Genomic DNA, 21,351 nt, shown 5'->3' with positions numbered 1-21,351 from the left:
TTTATTTCGATGATTCAGTTTCTCAAGGAGAGCACTTTTGCTGTTAATGAAGTTTTAAGCAGATCAATTCATATACTAAAGGGACATTATTTCTCAATAGGGGGATTGTTATTGTCTATTTTTTTATTGTTTGTTGTTGCTCATGAATTAACTTTTTATTTGGAGACTTCAAGTATACTTCTCAAAATTCCTTTGATGCTGTTATTTGCTGTAACTTTATTAGGCTTACAATTGTTTCTGTTTAAATTTATTTTGAATTTATTGGATCATAAAGAGCATGTGGGGGTTGTTAAAACATGGCCTTCCTGGGCAGAATTAATTAATTTTTTAGGTGGAATTGTCGTTTTTACATTAGCTTCTATACTGATTCTTTTTTTTGCTATGATTGTTTGTTTCCCGCTTATCTATATGGGTATAGATACGGAGGTGGTATCATTTGAGATCGTACCAAATGTAGGAGCAATCTTATCCTTCTTTATATTGCTTCGTATCTCATTCTTTCCTTTTTTTATTATTGATAAAGGAATTAGTGTCATGAAGTCTTTGCGTTGGAGTCTGGCGATTACGAAAGGAAATATAATTCGTTTATTTTTAATTTTATTGAGTTTAGCTTTTGTTAGCGTATTAAATATTTATTGTGTTTATATGGAGTATTCCATTATGGCAATTATATTTAGTTTAATAAATTCATTTTTAATTATCCCGTTAACTTCTGTTGTCTATACAGTTGCTTACCGAGATATGGTTCAAGAATATAAGGGTAGTGAAGATCCGAGTATTTTAAGTAATATATTTTAATAAATAATTTTGATTTTGAATAAAAAAGGAATTGCGGTTTTAGGTTCAACGGGTAGTATAGGTACACAAACCTTAGATGTGGTACGCGCCTTTCCTGATCTTTTTCATGTTGTAGTATTGACCTGCGGTTCAAATGCTACTTTGTTAGTAGCGCAGGCATTAGAATTTTTGCCCGACGCTGTTGTTATTATCAATGAAGAACAAGTTGATTTTGTTAAATCAAAATTAGGACATACTCAAATTGCGGTTTACTCAGGTATGCAGGCTTTAGAAGAAGTGGTACAGTTTGAGTCGGTTGATGTTGTTTTGAATGCCATTGTAGGTGCTGCTGGACTCAGACCTACTGTTAAGGCTATTTCCTGCGGTAAGGATATCGCACTAGCTAACAAAGAAACACTGGTTGTTGCGGGTGAATTGGTGATGAGCTTAGCTTCTCAATATCAAGTTAAGATGTTGCCAGTCGACTCGGAGCATTCAGCGATTTTCCAATGTTTGGTTGGTGAAGAAGCTAATCCGATTGAAAAAATATATATCACTGCCTCTGGAGGGCCTTTTCGTGGGAAGGACCGTTCGATATTGACTTCCGTAACAAAGGAACATGCTTTGAAACATCCGAATTGGGTAATGGGTGCTAAGATTACGATTGACTCGGCTTCATTAATGAATAAAGGACTTGAAGTAATCGAAGCAAAATGGCTTTTTGATCTGAAAGTAGACCAAGTTGATGTAATTGTACATCCTCAGTCCATTGTACATTCGCTTGTACAGTTTCAAGATGGATCTTTAAAAGCACAACTCGGATTGCCAGATATGAAGTTACCGATACAGTATGCCCTGTCTTATCCAAATCGTTTAATGAATACTTTTGAACGGTTTAATTTTATGGATTATCCAGAATTAACTTTCGAAAAGCCAGATTTGGAAACTTTTAAAAATTTGGCATTAGCTTATGATTCTTTACGAAAGGGAGGGAATAGTGCCTGTGTACTCAACGCAGCAAATGAAGTCGTTGTGGATGCATTTTTGAAGGATAAGATTAGTTTTTTAGGAATGAGTGATGTGATCGAGACTGTATTGGAAAAAGTAAATTATCTTGCGAGACCAAGTCTAGATGACTATATTGAGTCCGATTATGCTGCAAGGAGAGTTGCGCAAGAAATAATCAATTAAGTAAATAATTATAGAAGAAGATACATGGGTGTTTTAATTATGGTGGCACAAGTCATATTGGGCTTGTCAATTTTGATCGTATTGCATGAGTTGGGCCATTTTTTAGCGGCACGCGCTTTTGGAATTAAAGTAGAAAAATTTTATTTATTTTTTGATGCATGGGGTGTCAAATTATTTAAATTCAAATATAAAGACTGTGAATATGGAATTGGTTGGTTGCCTTTAGGTGGCTATGTTAAAATTGCTGGTATGATTGACGAATCCATGGATACTGAGCAATTGAGTGGAGAGCCTCAAGAATGGGAGTTTCGTTCAAAACCAGCTTGGCAACGTTTGATCGTGATGCTAGGTGGTATTATTGTTAATGTCATTGTTGGTGTTGTTGTATTTTGGATGTTAACATTTAAAATGGGCACTACGGACATCAAGAATGATCAATTGGTGAATGGTATTGTACCCGGAGAAATTGGGAAGTCAATCGGCTTGCAGGCAGGAGACCGTATTTTGGCTATTGATGGCACTAAGATTGAAAACTATTCAGATTTAATTAGCTCTAAACTATTAATGGGAGGAGTAGATCTGACTGTAAATCGTGCTGGTGCTGATACAAAAATTCATGTTCCAGCGGATATTTTAAATACAATTGCGGATAAAAAAGATGAGAAATTTATAGAACCACGGATGAAAATGACCTCTGTTGCAGCTATTCAACCGGGTTCAGAAGCAGTTAAAATGGGTTTTCTTAAAGGCGATAGTATTGTTGCAGTTGACAATACGCCAATTCAGTTTTTTGATCAGTTTAAGGACCAATTGAAAGCAAAAGTCGGAAAACCAGTTGAATTGAAAATTGTACGCGATGGTCAAGAACAATCTTTAAAAGGTGTTGTGCCTTCTGATGCGATTTTGGGTTTTAATGTTAATCCGGATCAAACCATTAAAACATTTACGATTCATTATAGTTTAATGGAGTCTTTGCCAATGGGGGCAAAGAAAGCATTCACGGTTATTACTGATAATGCAAAAGGATTTGGTAAGATATTTAAGGGAGAGATTCGTGCCGATAAAGCTTTATCAGGTCCTGTAGGTATTGCGCAGTTGTTCGGTACTGAAGTGGACTGGGTACGCTTCTGGTCATTAGTAGGTATGTTGTCTATGGCTCTGGCATTCATGAATTTATTACCGATACCGGCATTAGATGGTGGACACGTGGTATTCTTGTTGATCGAAATGATCCAAGGAAAACCATTAAGTGAAAAATTCTTAGAGAAGGCACAGATGGTAGGTTTCTTTATTTTACTTGCTCTAATGGTCTTTATTTTTGGAAATGACATTTTTAAATTATTCAAGTAAGGGATATTAAGTTTATACAAGGGGGTCTTACTTAATTTGTAAGACCCTTTTTATTTTTAGATATTTGTATTATGGATGGAAAAACAAGAGCAACGATTAAACCTGGTATGTTGGTTAACATTATCTTGAAAAAAGATCAGCGATCAGGAGAACTTACTGAAGGTATTGTTAAGGATCTTCTGACATCTGCACCATTTCACCATAGAGGAATCAAGGTTCGATTGATGGATGGTCAGATCGGTCGAGTTGCAGAGATAATTGAGGATGACTTTTAACCTATTTTAGTTTTATAAAAAAAGCTTCTGACCTAATAGGATAGAAGCTTTTTTTATAAAACATTTTAAGAAATTGCTCTTTCGATCTTCATTATAGACCAGATTTATAACTGGTCTTAGATGATCGGAAATATCTTTTTCTGAATATCTATTTTAAAATTCTTTTGTAGGGAATCAAAAAATAAATGATTGCTTGGATTATTTTGAAAGACTAAATACGGAATCTCTATAATCTCTTTTTGTGTTTTTATTCTAAAGTACCCAAATAATAATCCTTTTGTATTTTGGATTGATTCAATTTGTTGCACTGCCTTAACATCTCGTAACAAATTAAAGTGATAAGGGTCTTTTGTCATAGATTCAATGACTACATCTTCAGTTTGCTTATTATACCAAATTACTTGACTGCTCGTTTTCTTTAAATGATTCTTAAAAAGAAAAAGGTAACCAATCATGTATATTGATATTGGAAATAGGAATAGTAAAATCTTTATTTTGATTATCAGCGCAAGCATAATAATCAATAAAATTGCTCCTATGCCTACATTTTTCATTACCTTTTGAGATGTATCTGCTATGATAACTTTGGATGTATCTATTTTTTGATAACCATTTTTTACAATAATAGCTGGACTATTGGTTGCGGTAAATGACGCGGACAGCTTTTTACTGATGTAGTACAATAAAAATAAAATAAGTCCAACTATTAATATAACTTTGGTCATGACAGTTTATATGTTAATACTGTTCATTATCATTTGGATAATTAACTGATTTTACATCAGCTACATATTGTCCTACAGCTCCTGTTATTTCTTGATATAATTGTGCATATTGTCTTAAAAACTTAGGTTTAAAGCCTTTAGTCATACCTAGCATATCATTGACAACTAGAACTTGTCCGTCACATTGGTTACCAGCGCCTATACCAATAGTCGGTATCGCTAAACTTGCACTTACTTCGGCAGCAAGTGCTGCTGGTATTTTTTCCAACACGATGGCAAAACAACCTGCTTCTTGTAGTGCTAGCGCATCGGCCTTTAATTTTTCGGCTTCATTATCATCTTTAGCACGAACACCAAAATTTCCAAATTTATTAATTGCTTGTGGTGTTAATCCCAGATGTCCACAAACTGGTATTCCCGCATTTATAATTTTCTTAATGTTGTCAATGATTTCTAGACCACCTTCCAATTTAAGGGCGTGTGCTCCCGACTCTTTCATGACACGTACTGCAGATAAATAGGCTTGATCGATGCTTCCCTGATATTCGCCGAAAGGAAGATCCACTACAACCATTGCTCTAGTTGTACCTCTTACAACAGATGCCGCGTGGTAGATCATCTGGTCTAAGGTGATGGGCAGTGTTGTTTCATAGCCTGCAAATACGTTCGCAGCGGAGTCGCCTACTAAAATGATATCGATGCCACCTTCGTCAAGCGCTTTTGCCATGGTGAAATCATAACCTGTTAACATCGCGATTTTTTCATGACGATGTTTCATTTCCTGTACCTGTACTGTAGTGATACGTTTTATTTCTTTATTTACAGACATTACTGATTTGTTTAAATTAACCAAAATTAGAGAAATTCGTTGAATTAAGGTCATTAATTATTGATTTTAAAATGATAGTTTGGTAATTAGCAGATTAAATTGCTTTGATTTTACTATTTTTGCAGGATGAGAGAAAACGAAACTCGCTTATTTAAATTTCCAAAATTTTCCGATCTAATTGTTTTTGAAGATGATAATTTGATTGTTATCAATAAACCCCCTTTCATTGCTTCGCTAGATGAGCGTGAAGGAGGAGAGATCAATATTTTACGATTAGCAAAAAAATATTACGCAGATGCGCAGATTTGTCACCGGTTAGATAAGGAAACTTCTGGATTATTACTGATTGCTAAAAATCCTGAGACCTACCGTTCTGTTTCTATTGAATTTGAAAGACGTCGTGTCAATAAGGTATATCATGCTATCATTGCTGGCACACATACATTTACGGATTTAAAAGTTGAGTTACCCATTTTAAATCAAGGAAGTAAAAATGTGTCAATAGATCGCGCCAAAGGTAAGGCGGCTACTACAATTTTTAATTCAATACGTTATTTTAACCACTATACTTTAGTCGAATGTAAGCCTATTACAGGCCGTATGCATCAAATTCGTATTCACTTAGCCACACAGAAAGCTGCAATTGTGGGAGATGATATGTATCATGGAAAACCGGTATACTTGTCACAGATTAAAAAACGTGGGTTTTCTTTGGCTAAAAATGAAGAGGAACTACCAATTATGAAGCGCTTTGCTTTGCACTCCCGGTATGTTGACTTTACAATTGATGGAAAGAAGTTTGAGTTTGAAGCCCCATATCCAAAGGATTTTGCGACTTTGCTTAAACAGTTAGAAAAGTTTGATTCTTAAATGCCGATCATGAATCCGAAAACAAAAAAAATAATTGGCAATTCAGTATTTGTCGTTATCATTCTTTTGCTTTTGTGGCCAACAAGTAGAGCTTATTTTCAACAAGGCTTAATGAAAATTGGTTTATTTAAACCAACATTGGAAGAACCTGAGAAAATAGATTCGCAGATTTCTGTTCAGAATAACATTTCTTTTAAAAATGATAAAGGGGAGATCGTGAATATGAACGATCTAAAGGGTAAAGTTGTATTCATTAATTTTTGGGCCACATGGTGTCCTCCTTGCATTGCAGAAATGCCTTCCATTGCTACGTTATATGAACGATTGAAAGGTAATAGTGAAGTCGTTTTTCTGATTGTAGAAATTGAAGGAGAATCTGAGAAGGCAAATAAATTTATGGCGGGTAAACAATTAAATCTACCCGTTTATTATCCAAATTCACAAATTCCTAAAGAATGGTTAGGTGGTTCTATACCAACGACATTGATTATCAATAAACATGGTGAGATTGCTACTAAACATGAAGGTTTAGCAGATTATTCTCGCCAGGAAGTTTCAGATTTTATAATTGAATTAACAAAAAAATAAGTACAGAATAACCGGTATGACTAGAGCAGAACTTATTCAACAGATTAAGATAAAAAAATCATTTCTTTGTGTTGGTTTAGATACAGATATTACAAAAATACCTGAGCATCTACTGGCAGAGGAGGATCCAATTTATACGTTTAATAAAGCCATTATTGATGCTACATCAGATTTGTGTGTCGCATACAAACCGAATATCGCATTTTATGAGAGTTACGGTATTAAAGGATGGCAGTCTTTGCAAAAAACTTGGGAGGCTTTACCTAAAGATTGTTTGAGTATTGCTGATGCTAAACGTGGTGATATCGGAAATACATCAAAAATGTATGCACAGGCATTTTTTGATGAAAAGCAATCGGGATTAGGTTTTGATTCCATAACGATAGCACCATATATGGGAAATGATTCTGTTACTCCCTTTTTAGATTTTGATGGAAAATGGGCAATTGTACTGGCATTGACATCAAATGCAGGAAGCCTGGATTTTCAAAATTTTAAGAATGAATCAGGTTTGCAGTTATTTGAGCAAGTCATTGATAAAGTGAATACATGGGGAACAATTGAAAACCTGATGTATGTAGTAGGTGCGACCCGTGGTGAAGGTTTTATTAAGATTCGTGAGCATGCTCCTGATCATTTCCTTTTAGTTCCGGGTGTTGGAGCGCAGGGAGGTTCTCTTCAAGATGTCTGTCAATATGGAATGAATAAGGATTGTGGCCTTTTAGTAAACAGCACAAGAGGTATTATCTATGCTTCAAAAGGACATGATTTTGCGGAGAAAGCAAGAGAAGAGGCTTTGAAATTACAACAAGAGATGGAAGCCGAATTAATTAAGGCTGGAATTATTAGTTAATTCTTACATATCGGCATATTGAAAAGCTTCAGATCGAAAGGTCTGAAGCTTTTTTGTTGGAGATTTTATTTTATGTATTTAGATGATTGATCGTGATTATTCATAAAGAAGAAATTGTAAATTTAAAATATAAAATAGATAACAATGAATGTAGTGAGTACTCTACTATTAGCATGTATGCTAGGAACTGGCTGTGTGGTTGATGCACAAGAGATCGAAAATATTGTAGAGGGTGAAGTTTTTACTTCAACGAAGTCTAGTGAAGATATGTATCAGTTGGTCTGGAAACTTTACAAATCTAACAAGCACGAAGAAGCTTTAAAACTTATCGATAAGCTTATCGCTCAAGATAAAACAATAAGTGCTTATTACGAATTGAAATGCTACATCTTAATTGCACTGAAAAGAAACGCAACTATTATTGAGACTGCCACGAAGGGTATCGCATTAGATCCTGATAATCATTCGTTTTACGATATAAGAGGTAATACTTATTATTTTGATTTAAAACCCGAATTGGCAAGATCTGATTATCAAAAGGTACTCCAATTGGAAAAAAATAATGCTCGTTATTATAATAATTATTTGAAGTTACTTAATGAAATGCGCAAGGATGATGAATTGATAAATGTATTTAAGCTTTTCGAGAATAGCATGGTAAGTGGAGAAGATATCAAAGAACCTCGATTTATAGCTGATGTTTACTTTTATGGAGCCTTGGCCTATCAACGTCAAAAAGATAATTTAAGAGCTGTTGACCTTCTTGGGAACGCAATTAAAAAATCTCCAGAAGCAGCGATGTATTACAATAATAGAGGTTTGATATTTCAAGATCTAAACAAACTGGAAGCTGCAAAGAAGGATTTGGATAAAGCTATTGAATTGGATCGTGATAATCCTGTTTATTATGAAAATAGATATGCTATCTTTTTTGATTTAAAGAAATATCAAGAGGCGCAAAATGACCTATTAAAAGTAATTAGTCTGGGAAATTCTGATCTAGATATCTATGCTGCATTGGCACTGACCTATGATGTTCTTAATAATTATCCAAAAGCTGCTGAATATTATGATTTGGTTTTACGTAAAAATCCAAATCAAACAATGATTCTAAGTAACTATGCTTATGCTTTATTTGAATTGAATCAATTATCTAAAGCTATTGAAATGTTTGAACGGGCGCTTGTTACTGATTCTGCAGAGGTTGATATTTTGGTAGGTCTAGCAGTCTTATATCATGTTGATGGGAAAGAGAATAAGTCTAAAGATTTATTTCAGGACATTAAAATCAAGACAAAATATGAGGCAAAAAAACAGCTACTCGAAACTTTGGAAAAGGAAGATTATAGATTTTCTTCAAAATTTAAAGCAGCATGGGAAAACTGTTTTAGTGATTAATGTTATTTAAGCCTGATCAAAAGCTGTTATTTTTTTGCAATAAAAATAGGGTGTGTTTTATACAGAATGAGTATTTTGAGAAGATTTAAGTCAAATTTCCTTTCTATAAATTCATATCAAATGCGTAACTTTGCGCCATGCCAGAAAAAATTATAATTCTTGACTTTGGTTCGCAATACACGCAATTAATCGCGCGTCGTGTAAGAGAACTTAATGTGTATTGTGAAATTCACCCATTTAACAAATTACCTGAATTTGACGAGACTGTAAAGGGAGTAATCCTTTCGGGAAGTCCATATTCAGTAAGACAAGAGGAAGCTCCTCAAATTGATTTTAAATCAATTCAAGAGCGTTTTCCTTTATTAGGTGTTTGTTATGGTGCACAATATATCGCTCAAAAATCAGGAGGTGAAGTATTACCTTCGGAAATCCGTGAATATGGACGTGCTAATTTGCAATTTGTGAATGCTGAGAATGAATTATTAGCGGGTGTACCGGTTCAGTCTCAAGTATGGATGTCTCATGGTGATACTATTAAAGAAGTTCCTTCAAACTTTGAAATTATCGCAAGTACAGATAAAGTACGTGTAGCAGCTTATCACATTATCGGTACAAGAACTTTTGGTATTCAATTTCATCCAGAGGTGACCCACAGTACAGATGGTGTAGTTTTATTGAAAAACTTTGTTGTAGAGATCTGTGGATGTGCTCAAGAGTGGACTCCAGATGCTTTTGCTGAAACAAGTGTTGCTTCTCTGAAAGCGGAATTAGGTGACGATCACGTAATTTTGGCATTATCAGGAGGAGTTGATTCTACTGTTGCAGCTGTTTTATTACATCAAGCCATTGGCAAAAATTTGCATTGTATTTTTGTTGATCATGGTTTGTTACGTAAAGGTGAATTTGAACAGGTTTTGGATTCATATAAAAACATGGGACTTAACATTAAAGGTATAAACGCAAAAGAATTATTTTTTGGTCGTTTAGCTGGTGTTTCTGATCCTGAACAAAAACGTAAAATTATCGGTAATTCTTTTATCGATGTATTCGATGAGGCAGCAAAAGAAATTCAAAAGGAATTACCTGAAGGTATTGAGGCAAAATGGTTAGGTCAAGGTACTATTTATCCAGATATTATTGAATCGGTATCGGTTAAGGGGCCTTCTGCGACTATTAAATCGCATCATAATGTTGGCGGTTTACCTGACTACATGAAGCTGAAAGTAGTAGAGCCTCTGAAGACTTTATTTAAAGACGAAGTAAGACGTGTTGGTAAAACACTGGGTGTTGATCCAGCTATTTTAGGCAGACATCCTTTTCCTGGTCCAGGGTTAGCTATTCGTATCTTAGGAGATATCACTGAAGATCGTGTACGTATTGTACAAGAAGCTGATGATATTTACATCCGTAATTTGAAAGAAGCAGGATGGTATGATAAGGTTTGGCAAGCTGGCACGATTTTTCTTCCTGTTCGTTCTGTAGGAGTGATGGGCGATGAGCGTACATATGAGCATGTTGTTAGTTTACGTGCTGTAGGTTCATTGGACGGCATGACTGCAGATTGGATTCACTTACCTTATGATTTGTTGGCAAAGATTTCAAATGAAATTATCAACCACGTCAAAGGCATTAATAGAGTTGTATATGATATCAGTTCAAAACCACCAGCGACGATTGAGTGGGAATAAAATTGCTCTTGCAGTAGCATTGGCTTTAAGTCTTGCAAGCTGTACGACAAAAAAAACAGGCGTACTTCGCTCACCTTCTAGTAAAGGTGAGCAGGGTACTGTTTCTAATAATAGCGGTAAAACTGCTGCTGAACAGGCTGAAGAAGCCAGAAAACTCGAAGCTGCTAAAGCGAGTGAAAACCTTAAAAATCAAAAATCAATTGCTCTTCTCTTACCTTTTCAATTAAACCGTATCGCAGGTATGCGTCCCACGGCTGAAGACGTTAAAAGATCGGCTTTAGCGTTGGATTTTTATCAAGGGTTTCAACTTGGCTTGGAAGAATTGGGTGAAAAGGGAAGTAAATTTAGTTTAAAGGTTATAGATTCTGAAGATGATAATTTTAGAAACACATCTTTAGCTGCTTCAGCGTCTATAAAAAATGCCAATTTAATTGTAGGACCTGTTTATCCAAAAGAGATTAGAGCATTTTCACAAGCCTTTAAAGAAAAAAATATTTTACAAATTTCACCTTTAGCGGCAACTTTGGCTTCCGAGTTTGCGATTCCCAATTTAGTGTCTTTAACACCTTCTATTCGTGCTCACTCTGAAATTATGGCGAAGCATGTAGCAAAGCAATATGCTTATGGCGACGTTGTTTTGGTTTACAATATACAAGATGGCGATAGTAAACAGTTTTTGGATAACTTTGCATCAGAGGCATTGGGTTATAATAAAAGTCTGCAAATAAAAGTTGTGACTTCTATAGCGGAATTAAACGAAAACTTAGTTGTTGCTGGGACTAATCATATTGTCTGTGGGACTACAAATAGAAATCAGATTAGAGCATTATTAGCAAATATGGACGTGCAAAGCAGTGAGTCGGGTTATGCTTTTAAGTTGTATGGTCACCCAAATTGGGCAAAATTATCTTTTGAAGATTACACGAATATTGATCGTTATGAGTTGACCGTGACGACATCAACATTAGTGGATGAAAATGCTGAGCGAACAAGACGATTTAATCAAAAGTATAAGAATAAGTTTCAGGTAATTCCGTCAGATTTTTCTTATAAAGGTTACGATGCCGCTATTTATTTTGGGGGCTTAATTGCTAAGTATGGCGATGACTACGCGCAACATTTGGTTAAGGAAACCTATTCTGGAATAAATAGTGATTTTAGTTTTGATTACTTTCCTGAATGGGGATATGTAAATAGAGGGGTTCGATTTATGGTGTATCGTAATAATAGTTTTGATAGGAAGTAAAGATGAGTGATTTTAGTGAAAAAAGAGTACAGCAGCAAATTCGTAATTTTGAAAGAGCAATGGATGGTTATGAAGGGAATGAGCCGTTTGCTCGTTATCTAACTTCATTTTTTAAAATTAATAAGCAAATGGGATCAAAGGACAGAAAATGGACTTCCCGGTTGTGTTATAATTATTTTCGATTGGGTAAGGGGGCAACGCAGCTTTCTCAACAAAAAAGATTAATCATTGCGGAGTACTTATGTGAAACAGAAAGTCCATTTGTCGCTTTATTTGAACCTGATTGGAATTTAAGCCTATCATTGGAAGAAAAGATAGCTTTTTTAAAAAAACTAGAATTATTGGAGCTAGATACCATTTTTCCTTTTAAAAATTACCTTTCATCTGCGATAGATCAGGTTGATTTTATACAAAATCAATTCTTGCAACCTGACTTATTTATTCGGATTAGAAAAGGTAAGGAAAAGTTTGTGAAAGCTATTTTTGAAGCGGAACAGATCGGCTATAAATTTATAACGGAACAAACTGTTGCTTTAGCAAATGGAACTTCACTACAGCGGTTTAAGGATCTCGATGGTGTAATCGAAGTGCAAGATCTTTCTTCTCAGCGGACCCTTAAATTTATGGATGCTTTGCCGAAAGAAAATTGGTGGGATGCCTGTGCCGCTTCTGGTGGTAAGGCTTTATTGTTTCTAGATAAGCATCCGACTACTAATTTATTGGTTTCAGATGTTCGTATGAGCATTCTGCGTAATTTAGATGAGCGTTTTGAGAGGGCAGGTATAAAAGATTATCGAAAAAAAATAGTTGATTTAACGAAAGATACTACGCCTATTTTGGGAGTTGAGCTTTTTGATGGAGTTATTTTAGATGCTCCATGCACCGGCTCAGGAACTTGGGGTCGTAGCCCTGAAAATATTAGTTATTTTAATGCAAAGAAGATCGATGAGTTTGCCACATTGCAAAAAGAAATTGCTAAAAATGTTTCATTGCATTTGAAAGTGGGTAAACCGTTGGTATACATCACTTGTTCTGTTTTTGAGAAAGAAAATGAGGAGGTGATTGCTTATATTCAAAAAGAACTGGGGTATAGTCTCCATTCTTATAAAGTATTAAAAGGATATTATGAAAAGGCGGATAGTATGTTTGTTGCCCGTTTAATCAAACTTTAATAAAGTAAGAAATTTATAATTATAAAAGCCATTTGCATATCGCAAATGGCTTTTATAATTATAGAACTATTAGATTTGAATTAGTTTATTCACATTTACCCGGTACAACGAGCACAGGACATGTTGCTTTTCTAATTACAGCTTCAGAAACGGAGCCCGAGATAAAATGATCAAACCCTGTTCTACCATTTGATCCCATTACGATGAGATCAGCTGACCACTCATGAGAAGTGGCTAGTATTTCTTCTTTTACCGAGCCTATTCTATTGAATAAGAAAACTTCATTAGCGCCTTCGAACTCTTGTCCTAGTTCTTCTAAGTATTTTTGAGCATTCTGCTGCTCTATTTCCGATACTTCGGGTATGATGATTGGTTGTTGACCTAACAGCGGATCTGCACCATAGCTGGCAGGAGAAGTGGGAGAGGTAACCGTCACTAAAGCTACTGAAGCTTCAAATTTTTTAACCATTTCTTTAGCATAGGAAATCGCTTTATGTGAACATGGTTCATCGTCCACAGCAACTAATATTCTCGTTATTTTTACAACATTGGTATCCATGGTTCTGATATTAAAGTTTATATTCGTACATATTAATAACTTGAATATACGGTTTTTTGTTTTAGAAATATGGAATTTGGAATATGTAATTTAACAATTGTACCATTGCGGGCGGAGGAATCACATCGGAGTGAAATGGTTTCACAATTGCTGTTTGGAGAAGCTTTCGAAATACTGACGAAATCAAAGGACTGGACAAAAGTTCGTACTGAAATGGACTCTTATGTTGGTTGGATACAGAATGGGCAATTTTTAGCAATAACAGATGATCAGTATGAGGAGTACCAGTCGTTAAATAAGGTAAAGATCGGTTTTGATGGGGGGCATCTTATCAATAATGATCTTTGTATCCAGCTTTTACATGGAACGATTGTACGAAAGGATTTTCCTTATATTGGAGCAGATGATTTAGTAGAGCTTAATGCAATTGAACTGCATTTTGAGCAAGAAGACTTCATCGAGCAGGTTGCAATACTCGCAAAGCAATACTGGGAGGTACCCTATCTTTGGGGAGGGCGATCTAAATTTGGAATTGATTGCTCCGGTTTCTCACAATTGATTTATCAATCCTTTGGTATTTCCTTACCAAGGGATGCTTATCAACAGGTTGAATTAGGGCAGACAGTTGACTTTTTGTCAGAGATTCAAGTTGGTGATCTTGCTTTTTTTGATAATGAAGAAGGTAGGATAAATCATGTTGGTATTATGCTGGACTCTGAAACCATTATTCACGCTTCTTCCCGTGTTCGAATAGATAGGATGGATCAAGAGGGAATATTTAATAGGGATTGGAATAAATACACGCATAAGCTGCGTATCATCAAGCGCTACGTTTAAAAAAGAAAGGTCCGTCTATATTGAGACGGACCTTTCTTTCTTTATTTTCAAATATGATTAGAATTTGAAAGTTAAACCAAATTTAGCTGTATCAAAAAAGTTGTTAAAACTGTTGATGTTAGCATTGAATTCGTTTGAAGATTTACCGCCATCTTCTTTAGCTGTACCAAAAGATAATAAGTCTGTTAAACCAAAGTTGATCGCGATGTTTTCAGTAACGAAGTAATTCATCCCTAAACCAGCGCCAGCACCAAATCCTTTAACTTTAGGAATGTCTGTAGTTGTTGTACCGTTGTTAACTTCTCCAGTTCTTTGTTGATAACCAGCGGCCAATTGCGCATAAGTTTTAAAACGTGATCCTAAATCTAAAAAGTAGTAACGACCATAAGCACCAACTCCAAAGTTGCTTGATTTATTGTACGTATCGTTAGTACCAGAATAGTCTGTTGCTTTTAAATTTCCAAAGTTGAAATCTAAACCAACTGCAACTTTATCAGATACGAAATAACCTACAGAAGGATTGAAGTTGAATGAGTTTTCTTTCTTTTCAGCTGTTTTATTATTTTTTGTATTTGCTGAGAAATTACCTTCTACAATAAAGTCAGTTTTTTTGAAACCAAATTCTTGTGCTTGAGATGCAAAAGTTAGACCAGCTACTGCTGTTAGAGTAAGTAATAATTTTTTCATTTTTTTTAAAGTTTGTTTTTACAATATCCATAGTCAAACCTTTTGACTATTTGATTGATATTATCAATATAGATACCAAATTGATTTTTCAATGTCATAGAAATGTATTGATAAATTGTGTTAATCGTAATTTAAACGTTTTCAGAGGTTTAAAAATTGACATTATGAAAAAATAATTTATCATATATTTGGATATTTATATTGATTTAACTTTTTGTGATAAAATGTCAGTTTTTATTATGACACAAAAAAAGACCATATGTCAGTGCTGACATATGGTCTTATAATTATTTTATTATTTAATATTTCTAGTCGAAATATTCTTTGATCCGTTCGAAAAATGATTTTTCAGATTTACCAGGTTGTGGCTTGAAATTCGGTGATTCTTTCAATTTCTGTAAAATCTCTTTTTCGTCAGATGATACCGCTTTAGGCGTCCAGATATTCACGTAAATCAATTGATCACCTTTGTGGTAAGAATTGACTTCAGGAATACCTTTTCCTTTTAGTCTTAATATCTTGCCGGCCTGGGTTCCTGGTTCAATTTTAATTTTTGCTTTACCATCAATCGTTGGCACTTCAACGCTTGTTCCTAATGTAGCATCTACAAAATTAATATATAGGTCATAAATAATATTTAGACCATCTCTTTTTAATGCTTCATGAGGAATTTCTTCAATGAGGATAATAAGATCGCCGGCAACACCTCCGCGAGGAGCTGCGTTCCCTTTTCCACTCATTGAAAGCTGCATACCTTCACTTACACCAGCCGGAATGTTGATCGCAATTGTTTCTTCACCTCTTTCTAATCCTTCACCTCTACATGTAGTACACTTTGCGGTAATTTCTACCCCTTCACCATTACAAGTAGGACAAGTGCTTGTCGTTTGCATCTGGCCTAAGATTGTATTGGTTACGCGACGAACAGATCCTGAGCCGCCACAAGTATTACAAGTGTGGAAAGATGATTTATCTTTTGCACCACTACCATCGCAGGTATGACAGTTTACTTGTTTATTTACTTTTACTTTTTTCTCAACACCTTTAGCAATTTCTTCGAGTGTTAATTTTACTTTAATGCGAAGATTTGTTCCTTTAGCAACACGACGGCCTCCTCTTGAGCCTCCGCCACCGCCACCGAAGAAACTTTCGAAAGGATGACCACCTCCACCAAATATATCTCCAAATTGGCTAAATATGTCATCCATATTCATGCCACCACCATAACCGCCTCCGGAAGCAGAGCTACCCGCATGACCAAATTGATCATAGCGTTGTTTTTTCTGAGGATTGCTTAATACATCATATGCTTCAGCAGCCTCTTTAAATTTTTCTTCAGCTTCATGATCACCAGGGTTTTTATCCGGGTGATACTTTACGGCAAGTTTACGGTAGGCAGATTTAATTTCTTTTTCATCTGCACCACGAGCTACACCTAATATATCGTAATAATCTCTTTTTGACATCTTTTTTATCTTATTGACCTATAATTACCTTAGCATGACGGATTACTTTATCATTTAAATAGTAACCTTTTTCAATAACATCAATAACTTTATTTTTCAAATCTGGAGTAGGAGCTGGAATAGCCGTTATTGCTTCTTGTAAATCAGCATCAAACTCTTTACCTACTACATCCATTTCTTTTAAACCTTGGTGTTCTAAAGTTTGTCTGAATTTATTATTGACGATCTCAATACCAGTTTTTATTGATTCAACATCTGTTGCTGTTTCCATTGCTTTTAAAGCTCTGTCAAAATCATCCACTGTTGATAATAGTTTTGTGATCACATCTTTTCCAGCAGATTGAATTAATTCAACACGTTCTTTACTTGTACGTTTTCTGTAATTATCAAATTCTGCTGATAAACGTACATATTTATCTTTTGCCTCTGCTACTTCAGCACTTAATTTCTCTTCAACAGAAAGTTCAATCGTCTCTTCTTGATTTTCCGTTGTATTATCCTCAATAGGATCTTGAATCGTCTCGTTATTATTCTCTTGTTCGCTCATTTCTTCTAAATTCTATGTGGGAAACTAATGTTCTTTCTCTAAAATCTAATTACAGTCAAAGTTGTTGCCAAAATGAAAAAATCCGACAGCTTGTCAGTAACCGGGAGAATGGACTAACAAAATGTCGGATGATCAGGATTTCTGTCAGTATTGACAGTTATATTTCTACTTGATCTAGCAATACCCCATCAGCGGTTTTGATGATGCGTGCAGGCATATTACGGATAATTTGGTAATCATGAGTTGCCATTAAAACTGCTGTTCCAGAAGAAGCGATATCCCGTAAAAGCAATACAATTTCTTCAGAAGTAGCAGGGTCAAGGTTTCCTGTTGGCTCATCGGCCAATATAATTTCCGGATTATTAAGGAGTGCTCGTGCAATAACAATACGTTGCTGTTCTCCTCCTGAAAGTTCATGAGGCATTTTTTTTAATTTCGAGCGAAGTCCTACTTTTTCAAGCACATCAAGCATTCTATGTTCAATTTGCGTTTTATCTTTCCAGCCGGTGGCTCTAAGTGCAAATTCTAAATTTTTTTCTACAGAGCGATCTGATAATAAATGAAAATCTTGGAAAACGATTCCTAACTTACGTCTCAGGTAGGGGACATCATTTTCATGCAGTTTTTTTAAATCAAAACCTGCAATTAGTCCTTCTCCGTTACCAATATATAAATCGCCATAGATTATTTTTAGCAAACTACTTTTTCCACTTCCTGATTGACCAATGAGGTAAAGAAATTCGCCTTTATTGATATTCAAATTCACATTCGATAAGACCAAATGTTTTTGTTGGTAGATATCGACGCTTTTTAATGTGATTACTGTATTTCCAGACATTGAACTATAATTCTAATTTTTTTATTTGTCCAAATGGCAATTCCTTTACCATTTGCATAATGTACGCTGACTTGTCTCCGAGACCAATTTTGTCCAAAGATTTGTCGGGGCGATCAACCCTAAAATATGCTAAAAGAGTGAATGAATCATCTCTTAATTGAACATAGTCAGGGATTTTGGCAACTCCTTTTACTTTGATTATATACATCTATTTACAAAGTTAGTACTTTTTATTTCAAAAAATCCTTCCACGAATATAAGGCTATGCTTACTGGTTTGCAAATAAAAATTCTAGTGTATTGACCCCATCAGCATAATCATCTAAAGCAGGATTTTGTCCGGCACCGAATTTAAAAGCTGGTGTTTTGATCGTTAAAGGTGCTTCTGATGTAACGCATTGTAAGCGGTCTGATAATGTATTTAAGTGCTGGGAAAGATTGTCTAAGTTATCATACTCTTCAAAATAAACAACAGCTAAGGGTGATGCTATTTTGTCATCTTGTTTTAATAATAAAAACCCATTATCATAATGCTTGTCACCATTTATTAAATAAATGGATTTGTTATAATCGTAATTATTATTGTATTTATAATGCGTGTTCACATCTTTAAAAGATTCAATTCCTTCATAGAAATGACTTATATCATAATTTTTTGGGATAAATATTTTAGATACAGAACGACATCCCAGACCGTAATAATCAAAGATATCATGGCCTAAAGCTTTTAGTTGCTCGTGCGATTCTTCACCTGTAATGATGGCAATGCTGTTTCTGTTTTTTCTAATAATATTTGGTTTTTTTCCAAAGTAATGTTCAAAGTACCGCGAAGAATTGTCGGAACCTGTTGCAATCACTAGATCAAAATCAGTTAATCTATCTACTAGTTGCACGCGATCTTTAAATCTTGGTTCAACTTCTATCAATTTTTGAATCACGTAAGTTGTTAGAAGAGCATCGTCTGAAGAAACCTTAATCTGTGCTTTAAAACCAGCGACCAATACGCATAATATATCATGAAGACCTACAAGAGGTATATTGCCCGCTAAGACTAAACCTACAATTTTGTCACTTTCAATATCAGGATATGGCGATAGCCAATTTTCTAATAGCTCAAGGTTTAAATTTGCTTTCCAAGAAGTAAAGGCTTTATTAACGTGTTCTGCGGTATACCATGCATTTTTATGATGAGCAGTTGTAACTAAATGTTGTAGCTCTGCATTATCATTAATGAATAAGTTCGCAAGTTTTGCAAAACCTTCTAATCGTTGTTTCTTTGTCAAAATGTAAAAATTAATAAACGTGTATACACAAATTTGTATTATATTTGTGTTATTAATACAATCAGCGAAACCAAGTTACTCTTAGTATTTAAACGTGTAAAATGATTTGATTGTATAAATGATAGTACAAAAATAGTTTTTTATCATAATTTTGAGGTTATAAATGGCGATTAAAATTACAGACGAGTGTATTAACTGTGGTGCTTGTGAACCGGAGTGCCCAAATAATGCAATATATGACGCTGGAGTGAGTTGGAAATTCTCAGATGGGACGGCATTAGATGGAGTTATTGATTTTGGCGATGGAGTAACGTTAGATGCTGACGATTCTCAAGCTGCTGTATCAGATGAAGTATATTACATTGTTTCGGACAAGTGTACAGAGTGTGTTGGTTTTCATGATGAACCACAATGTGCAGCTGTTTGTCCAGTAGACTGCTGTGTAGATGACGAAGAGGTTCGTGAATCTGAAGAGGAGCTATTAGCAAAGAAAGCCTGGTTACACGCTGAATAAAAGCATCGCTTTTAAAATAAAATTTTGAAAAAGGTAGAATATGTACATATTCTACCTTTTTTTATGTCTTCAAGTATCCAATAAATTTGCTGTTATTATAATCTGCCATATTAATATTTGTGAAAGCCTAGTATTTTTTTATTTTTGTACTTTACCTTATAAAAAGTTTGCCGATGTATAAATCAAAAATGGGGCTAATTACCCTTGTTTCGGTGACAATTGCTGCACTTATTGCGATATGTTACGAATTTAGTTGGGTCAATTTTTCTCCATCATTTTTAATGGCAGTAAGATGGATTGTTGCTACTGTGTTGATTGTTAATGCTCTTGTTCGGAAGAATCTAACAACTTGGATTTTGACCTGTATGATCTTGGGTATTTTTGTAGGTTTAGATTTTCCAAATATTGCCATATCATTGCAACCGCTAAGTAAAGGTTTCATTAAGTTGGTGAAGACGATCGTAGGACCGATCTTGTTTGCAACGTTAGTTTATGGTATTGCTGGTCATTCTGATTTGAAACAGGTTGGTCGTATGGCCTGGAAGTCTATGCTGTATTTCTTTTGTGCTACGACTTGCGCTATTTTTATTGGCCTTGGGGCTATAAATCTGACTAAAGCTGGGGTTGGTGTTGATGTTGCACATATGCCTCATGAAGAACTGCCAAAAACGCAAATAAGTAATGACGCACAGATTTTAGAAACTTTACCAGATCATGTTCACCCTGTCTATAAGTTTACGGCATTTTTTAGAGATCTTTTTCCTGAAAATATTGTAAAAGCAGTGTATGACAATCAAGTTCTACAGATCGTGGTGTTTTCAGTTCTTTTTGGTATTGGATTAGCAATGGTTGATGAAAAGAAAAGAAAACCATTGGTTGATTTCACGGAAAGCCTTTCAGAAACAATGTTTAAGTTTACGAACTTAATCATGTATTTTGCTCCAATCGGAGTTGGTGCCGCAATGGCTTTTACAGTTGGTCATTTGGGGGTAGATATTCTGAAAAATCTATTTATGTTGTTAGCAACTTTGTATTTAGCATTATTAGGTTTCCTAACTTTTGTATTGTTGCCTGTTGCACTTTATCTGAAAATCCCTGTATTAAAGTTTATTAATGCGATTAAAGAACCTGTTTCTATTGCATTTGCGACTACAAGTTCTGATGCAGCTTTGCCCAAGGCTATGTCTGCTATGGAAAAATTTGGAGTACCTCGTAAGATTGTGTCTTTTGTTATTCCTACGGGATATAGTTTCAATTTGGACGGAACGTCATTGTATCTATCTTTGGCAGCAATATTTGTTGCTCAGGCGGCTGGAATACATTTGACTTTTGGAGAGCAGTTAATGATCGCATTTACATTAATGATTACTTCTAAAGGGGTTGCCGCAGTTCCCAGAGCCTCATTAATTATATTAATTGCTACTGCTGATCAATTTGGTTTACCAACATTTGTGATTGCGGCTATATTAGGAATTGACGAGTTGATGGATATGGCCAGAACTTCGGTCAATGTGATCGGAAATTGTTTAGCTACAGTTGTTGTTGCTAAATGGGAGGGGGAGTTTGACGAAGAGGCCCCATACAGAGATGATCATGGCCAACCGGAATTAGAGGGATAGTATTAATGTCTTTTAAAAGCCAGAAAAGGGATCTTATAAC

General features: G+C 35.0%; 23 protein-coding genes. 14 read left to right on the top strand and 9 right to left on the bottom strand.

The genetic code is table 11. The features are described from left to right. Positions 1-9 precede the first annotated feature (9 nt). From JAZ75_RS23985 to JAZ75_RS23970, 4 genes are all read left to right on the top strand, one after another. Positions 10-798: a hypothetical protein gene (locus JAZ75_RS23985; protein WP_021192257.1), complete on the top strand. Its 789-nt coding sequence runs from the start codon at positions 10-12 to the stop codon at positions 796-798. Between the two features lie 15 nt (positions 799-813). Further along, positions 814-1,968: a 1-deoxy-D-xylulose-5-phosphate reductoisomerase gene (locus tag JAZ75_RS23980; protein ID WP_132772830.1), complete on the top strand. Its 1,155-nt coding sequence runs from the start codon at positions 814-816 to the stop codon at positions 1,966-1,968. A gap of 24 nt (positions 1,969-1,992) precedes the next feature. Continuing rightward, a complete protein-coding gene (gene rseP / locus JAZ75_RS23975) occupies positions 1,993-3,318 on the top strand; it encodes an RIP metalloprotease RseP (protein WP_132772828.1) in 1,326 nt (441 codons plus the stop codon). 71 nt (positions 3,319-3,389) lie between these two features. Then, on the top strand, positions 3,390-3,593 hold the full coding sequence (locus JAZ75_RS23970; RefSeq protein ID WP_021192254.1) for a YwbE family protein: 204 nt from the start codon (positions 3,390-3,392) through the stop codon (positions 3,591-3,593). 116 nt (positions 3,594-3,709) lie between these two features. On the opposite strand, the gene JAZ75_RS23965 is transcribed toward JAZ75_RS23970, so the two are convergent. Then, positions 3,710-4,318, bottom strand: coding sequence for a hypothetical protein (locus JAZ75_RS23965; RefSeq protein ID WP_021192253.1), 609 nt, complete (start codon positions 4,316-4,318; stop codon positions 3,710-3,712). Positions 4,319-4,331: 13 nt separating this feature from the next. Further along, the gene (gene panB, locus JAZ75_RS23960; RefSeq protein WP_021192252.1) at positions 4,332-5,147 is read right to left on the bottom strand and encodes a 3-methyl-2-oxobutanoate hydroxymethyltransferase; all 816 of its coding nucleotides are present in this window, start codon (positions 5,145-5,147) and stop codon (positions 4,332-4,334) included. Positions 5,148-5,273: 126 nt separating this feature from the next. Here panB and JAZ75_RS23955 point away from each other — a divergent pair, with 126 nt between their 5' ends. The 7 genes from JAZ75_RS23955 to JAZ75_RS23925 all read left to right on the top strand — a co-directional run bounded on the left by JAZ75_RS23955 (position 5,274) and on the right by JAZ75_RS23925 (position 12,962). After that, positions 5,274-6,017 (top strand): RluA family pseudouridine synthase, encoded by a 744-nt coding sequence (locus tag JAZ75_RS23955; RefSeq protein ID WP_021192251.1) that lies wholly within the window; start codon positions 5,274-5,276, stop codon positions 6,015-6,017. A gap of 9 nt (positions 6,018-6,026) precedes the next feature. Continuing rightward, on the top strand, positions 6,027-6,605 hold the full coding sequence (locus JAZ75_RS23950; protein ID WP_132772823.1) for a TlpA family protein disulfide reductase: 579 nt from the start codon (positions 6,027-6,029) through the stop codon (positions 6,603-6,605). 16 nt (positions 6,606-6,621) lie between these two features. Next, positions 6,622-7,458: an orotidine-5'-phosphate decarboxylase gene (gene pyrF / locus JAZ75_RS23945; protein WP_132772822.1), complete on the top strand. Its 837-nt coding sequence runs from the start codon at positions 6,622-6,624 to the stop codon at positions 7,456-7,458. 144 nt (positions 7,459-7,602) lie between these two features. After that, positions 7,603-8,856 (top strand): tetratricopeptide repeat protein, encoded by a 1,254-nt coding sequence (locus JAZ75_RS23940; RefSeq protein ID WP_132772820.1) that lies wholly within the window; start codon positions 7,603-7,605, stop codon positions 8,854-8,856. A 137-nt stretch (positions 8,857-8,993) separates the two neighbouring features. Further along, positions 8,994-10,544 (top strand): glutamine-hydrolyzing GMP synthase, encoded by a 1,551-nt coding sequence (gene guaA / locus JAZ75_RS23935; protein ID WP_132772818.1) that lies wholly within the window; start codon positions 8,994-8,996, stop codon positions 10,542-10,544. Next, positions 10,501-11,790, top strand: a complete 1,290-nt coding sequence (locus JAZ75_RS23930) for an ABC transporter substrate-binding protein (protein ID WP_208699045.1) — start codon at positions 10,501-10,503, stop codon at positions 11,788-11,790. Before guaA ends, JAZ75_RS23930 begins: the two co-directional genes overlap by 44 nt. Before the next feature lie 2 nt (positions 11,791-11,792). Then, positions 11,793-12,962 (top strand): RsmB/NOP family class I SAM-dependent RNA methyltransferase, encoded by a 1,170-nt coding sequence (locus JAZ75_RS23925; protein ID WP_208699043.1) that lies wholly within the window; start codon positions 11,793-11,795, stop codon positions 12,960-12,962. A gap of 85 nt (positions 12,963-13,047) precedes the next feature. Here the strand turns inward: JAZ75_RS23925 and JAZ75_RS23920 are convergent, their stop codons facing one another. Further along, positions 13,048-13,521 (bottom strand): universal stress protein, encoded by a 474-nt coding sequence (locus JAZ75_RS23920; protein WP_132772813.1) that lies wholly within the window; start codon positions 13,519-13,521, stop codon positions 13,048-13,050. A 69-nt stretch (positions 13,522-13,590) separates the two neighbouring features. Here JAZ75_RS23920 and JAZ75_RS23915 point away from each other — a divergent pair, with 69 nt between their 5' ends. Beyond that, positions 13,591-14,358 carry a C40 family peptidase gene (locus JAZ75_RS23915; RefSeq protein WP_208699041.1) on the top strand — a complete coding sequence of 256 codons (768 nt, stop codon included), beginning with the start codon at positions 13,591-13,593 and terminating at the stop codon, positions 14,356-14,358. A gap of 57 nt (positions 14,359-14,415) precedes the next feature. Here the strand turns inward: JAZ75_RS23915 and JAZ75_RS23910 are convergent, their stop codons facing one another. The 6 genes from JAZ75_RS23910 to JAZ75_RS23890 all read right to left on the bottom strand — a co-directional run bounded on the left by JAZ75_RS23910 (position 14,416) and on the right by JAZ75_RS23890 (position 19,178). After that, complete coding sequence (locus JAZ75_RS23910) at positions 14,416-15,045, bottom strand: outer membrane beta-barrel protein (protein ID WP_031289748.1); 630 nt, start codon at positions 15,043-15,045, stop codon at positions 14,416-14,418. A gap of 308 nt (positions 15,046-15,353) precedes the next feature. Beyond that, the gene (gene dnaJ, locus JAZ75_RS23905; protein ID WP_021192239.1) at positions 15,354-16,511 is read right to left on the bottom strand and encodes a molecular chaperone DnaJ; all 1,158 of its coding nucleotides are present in this window, start codon (positions 16,509-16,511) and stop codon (positions 15,354-15,356) included. Between the two features lie 10 nt (positions 16,512-16,521). Next, a complete protein-coding gene (locus tag JAZ75_RS23900; RefSeq protein WP_021192238.1) occupies positions 16,522-17,058 on the bottom strand; it encodes a nucleotide exchange factor GrpE in 537 nt (178 codons plus the stop codon). Between the two features lie 157 nt (positions 17,059-17,215). Continuing rightward, complete coding sequence (locus JAZ75_RS23895) at positions 17,216-17,896, bottom strand: cell division ATP-binding protein FtsE (protein ID WP_021192237.1); 681 nt, start codon at positions 17,894-17,896, stop codon at positions 17,216-17,218. Positions 17,897-17,900: 4 nt separating this feature from the next. Then, complete coding sequence (locus JAZ75_RS26065) at positions 17,901-18,104, bottom strand: fructose-6-phosphate aldolase (RefSeq protein ID WP_132772807.1); 204 nt, start codon at positions 18,102-18,104, stop codon at positions 17,901-17,903. A 60-nt stretch (positions 18,105-18,164) separates the two neighbouring features. Then, complete coding sequence (locus JAZ75_RS23890) at positions 18,165-19,178, bottom strand: acyl-CoA reductase (RefSeq protein WP_208699040.1); 1,014 nt, start codon at positions 19,176-19,178, stop codon at positions 18,165-18,167. Positions 19,179-19,341: 163 nt separating this feature from the next. Between JAZ75_RS23890 and JAZ75_RS23885 the strand changes: the two genes are divergently transcribed. Together JAZ75_RS23885 and JAZ75_RS23880 are read left to right on the top strand one after the other, a co-directional pair. Then, positions 19,342-19,692, top strand: coding sequence for a 4Fe-4S dicluster domain-containing protein (locus JAZ75_RS23885; RefSeq protein WP_021192235.1), 351 nt, complete (start codon positions 19,342-19,344; stop codon positions 19,690-19,692). Positions 19,693-19,865: 173 nt separating this feature from the next. Next, positions 19,866-21,311 (top strand): dicarboxylate/amino acid:cation symporter, encoded by a 1,446-nt coding sequence (locus tag JAZ75_RS23880; RefSeq protein ID WP_132845391.1) that lies wholly within the window; start codon positions 19,866-19,868, stop codon positions 21,309-21,311. Positions 21,312-21,351 lie beyond the last annotated feature (40 nt).

The organism is Sphingobacterium sp. UDSM-2020, assembly GCF_016132525.1.
Taxonomy (GTDB): Bacteria; Bacteroidota; Bacteroidia; order Sphingobacteriales; family Sphingobacteriaceae; genus Sphingobacterium; species Sphingobacterium anhuiense.
The sequence above is the reverse complement of the archived record's forward strand: the minus strand, read 5'-3'. Positions and strand labels throughout refer to the sequence as shown.

What these genes read in the sequence shown, in the direction of transcription:
- JAZ75_RS23985 (WP_021192257.1), top strand. Translation starts at nt 10, where the DNA reads ATGATTCAGTTTCTCAAGGAGAGCACTTTTGCTGTTAATGAAGTTTTA.
- rseP (WP_132772828.1), top strand. Translation starts at nt 1,993, where the DNA reads ATGGGTGTTTTAATTATGGTGGCACAAGTCATATTGGGCTTGTCAATT.
- JAZ75_RS23970 (WP_021192254.1), top strand. Translation starts at nt 3,390, where the DNA reads ATGGATGGAAAAACAAGAGCAACGATTAAACCTGGTATGTTGGTTAAC.
- JAZ75_RS23965 (WP_021192253.1), bottom strand. Translation starts at nt 4,318, where the DNA reads ATGACCAAAGTTATATTAATAGTTGGACTTATTTTATTTTTATTGTAC.
- panB (WP_021192252.1), bottom strand. Translation starts at nt 5,147, where the DNA reads ATGTCTGTAAATAAAGAAATAAAACGTATCACTACAGTACAGGTACAG.
- JAZ75_RS23955 (WP_021192251.1), top strand. Translation starts at nt 5,274, where the DNA reads ATGAGAGAAAACGAAACTCGCTTATTTAAATTTCCAAAATTTTCCGAT.
- JAZ75_RS23950 (WP_132772823.1), top strand. Translation starts at nt 6,027, where the DNA reads ATGAATCCGAAAACAAAAAAAATAATTGGCAATTCAGTATTTGTCGTT.
- pyrF (WP_132772822.1), top strand. Translation starts at nt 6,622, where the DNA reads ATGACTAGAGCAGAACTTATTCAACAGATTAAGATAAAAAAATCATTT.
- JAZ75_RS23940 (WP_132772820.1), top strand. Translation starts at nt 7,603, where the DNA reads ATGAATGTAGTGAGTACTCTACTATTAGCATGTATGCTAGGAACTGGC.
- guaA (WP_132772818.1), top strand. Translation starts at nt 8,994, where the DNA reads ATGCCAGAAAAAATTATAATTCTTGACTTTGGTTCGCAATACACGCAA.
- JAZ75_RS23930 (WP_208699045.1), top strand. Translation starts at nt 10,501, where the DNA reads ATGATATCAGTTCAAAACCACCAGCGACGATTGAGTGGGAATAAAATT.
- JAZ75_RS23925 (WP_208699043.1), top strand. Translation starts at nt 11,793, where the DNA reads ATGAGTGATTTTAGTGAAAAAAGAGTACAGCAGCAAATTCGTAATTTT.
- JAZ75_RS23920 (WP_132772813.1), bottom strand. Translation starts at nt 13,521, where the DNA reads ATGGATACCAATGTTGTAAAAATAACGAGAATATTAGTTGCTGTGGAC.
- JAZ75_RS23915 (WP_208699041.1), top strand. Translation starts at nt 13,591, where the DNA reads ATGGAATTTGGAATATGTAATTTAACAATTGTACCATTGCGGGCGGAG.
- JAZ75_RS23910 (WP_031289748.1), bottom strand. Translation starts at nt 15,045, where the DNA reads ATGAAAAAATTATTACTTACTCTAACAGCAGTAGCTGGTCTAACTTTT.
- dnaJ (WP_021192239.1), bottom strand. Translation starts at nt 16,511, where the DNA reads ATGTCAAAAAGAGATTATTACGATATATTAGGTGTAGCTCGTGGTGCA.
- JAZ75_RS23900 (WP_021192238.1), bottom strand. Translation starts at nt 17,058, where the DNA reads ATGAGCGAACAAGAGAATAATAACGAGACGATTCAAGATCCTATTGAG.
- JAZ75_RS23895 (WP_021192237.1), bottom strand. Translation starts at nt 17,896, where the DNA reads ATGTCTGGAAATACAGTAATCACATTAAAAAGCGTCGATATCTACCAA.
- JAZ75_RS26065 (WP_132772807.1), bottom strand. Translation starts at nt 18,104, where the DNA reads ATGTATATAATCAAAGTAAAAGGAGTTGCCAAAATCCCTGACTATGTT.
- JAZ75_RS23885 (WP_021192235.1), top strand. Translation starts at nt 19,342, where the DNA reads ATGGCGATTAAAATTACAGACGAGTGTATTAACTGTGGTGCTTGTGAA.
- JAZ75_RS23880 (WP_132845391.1), top strand. Translation starts at nt 19,866, where the DNA reads ATGTATAAATCAAAAATGGGGCTAATTACCCTTGTTTCGGTGACAATT.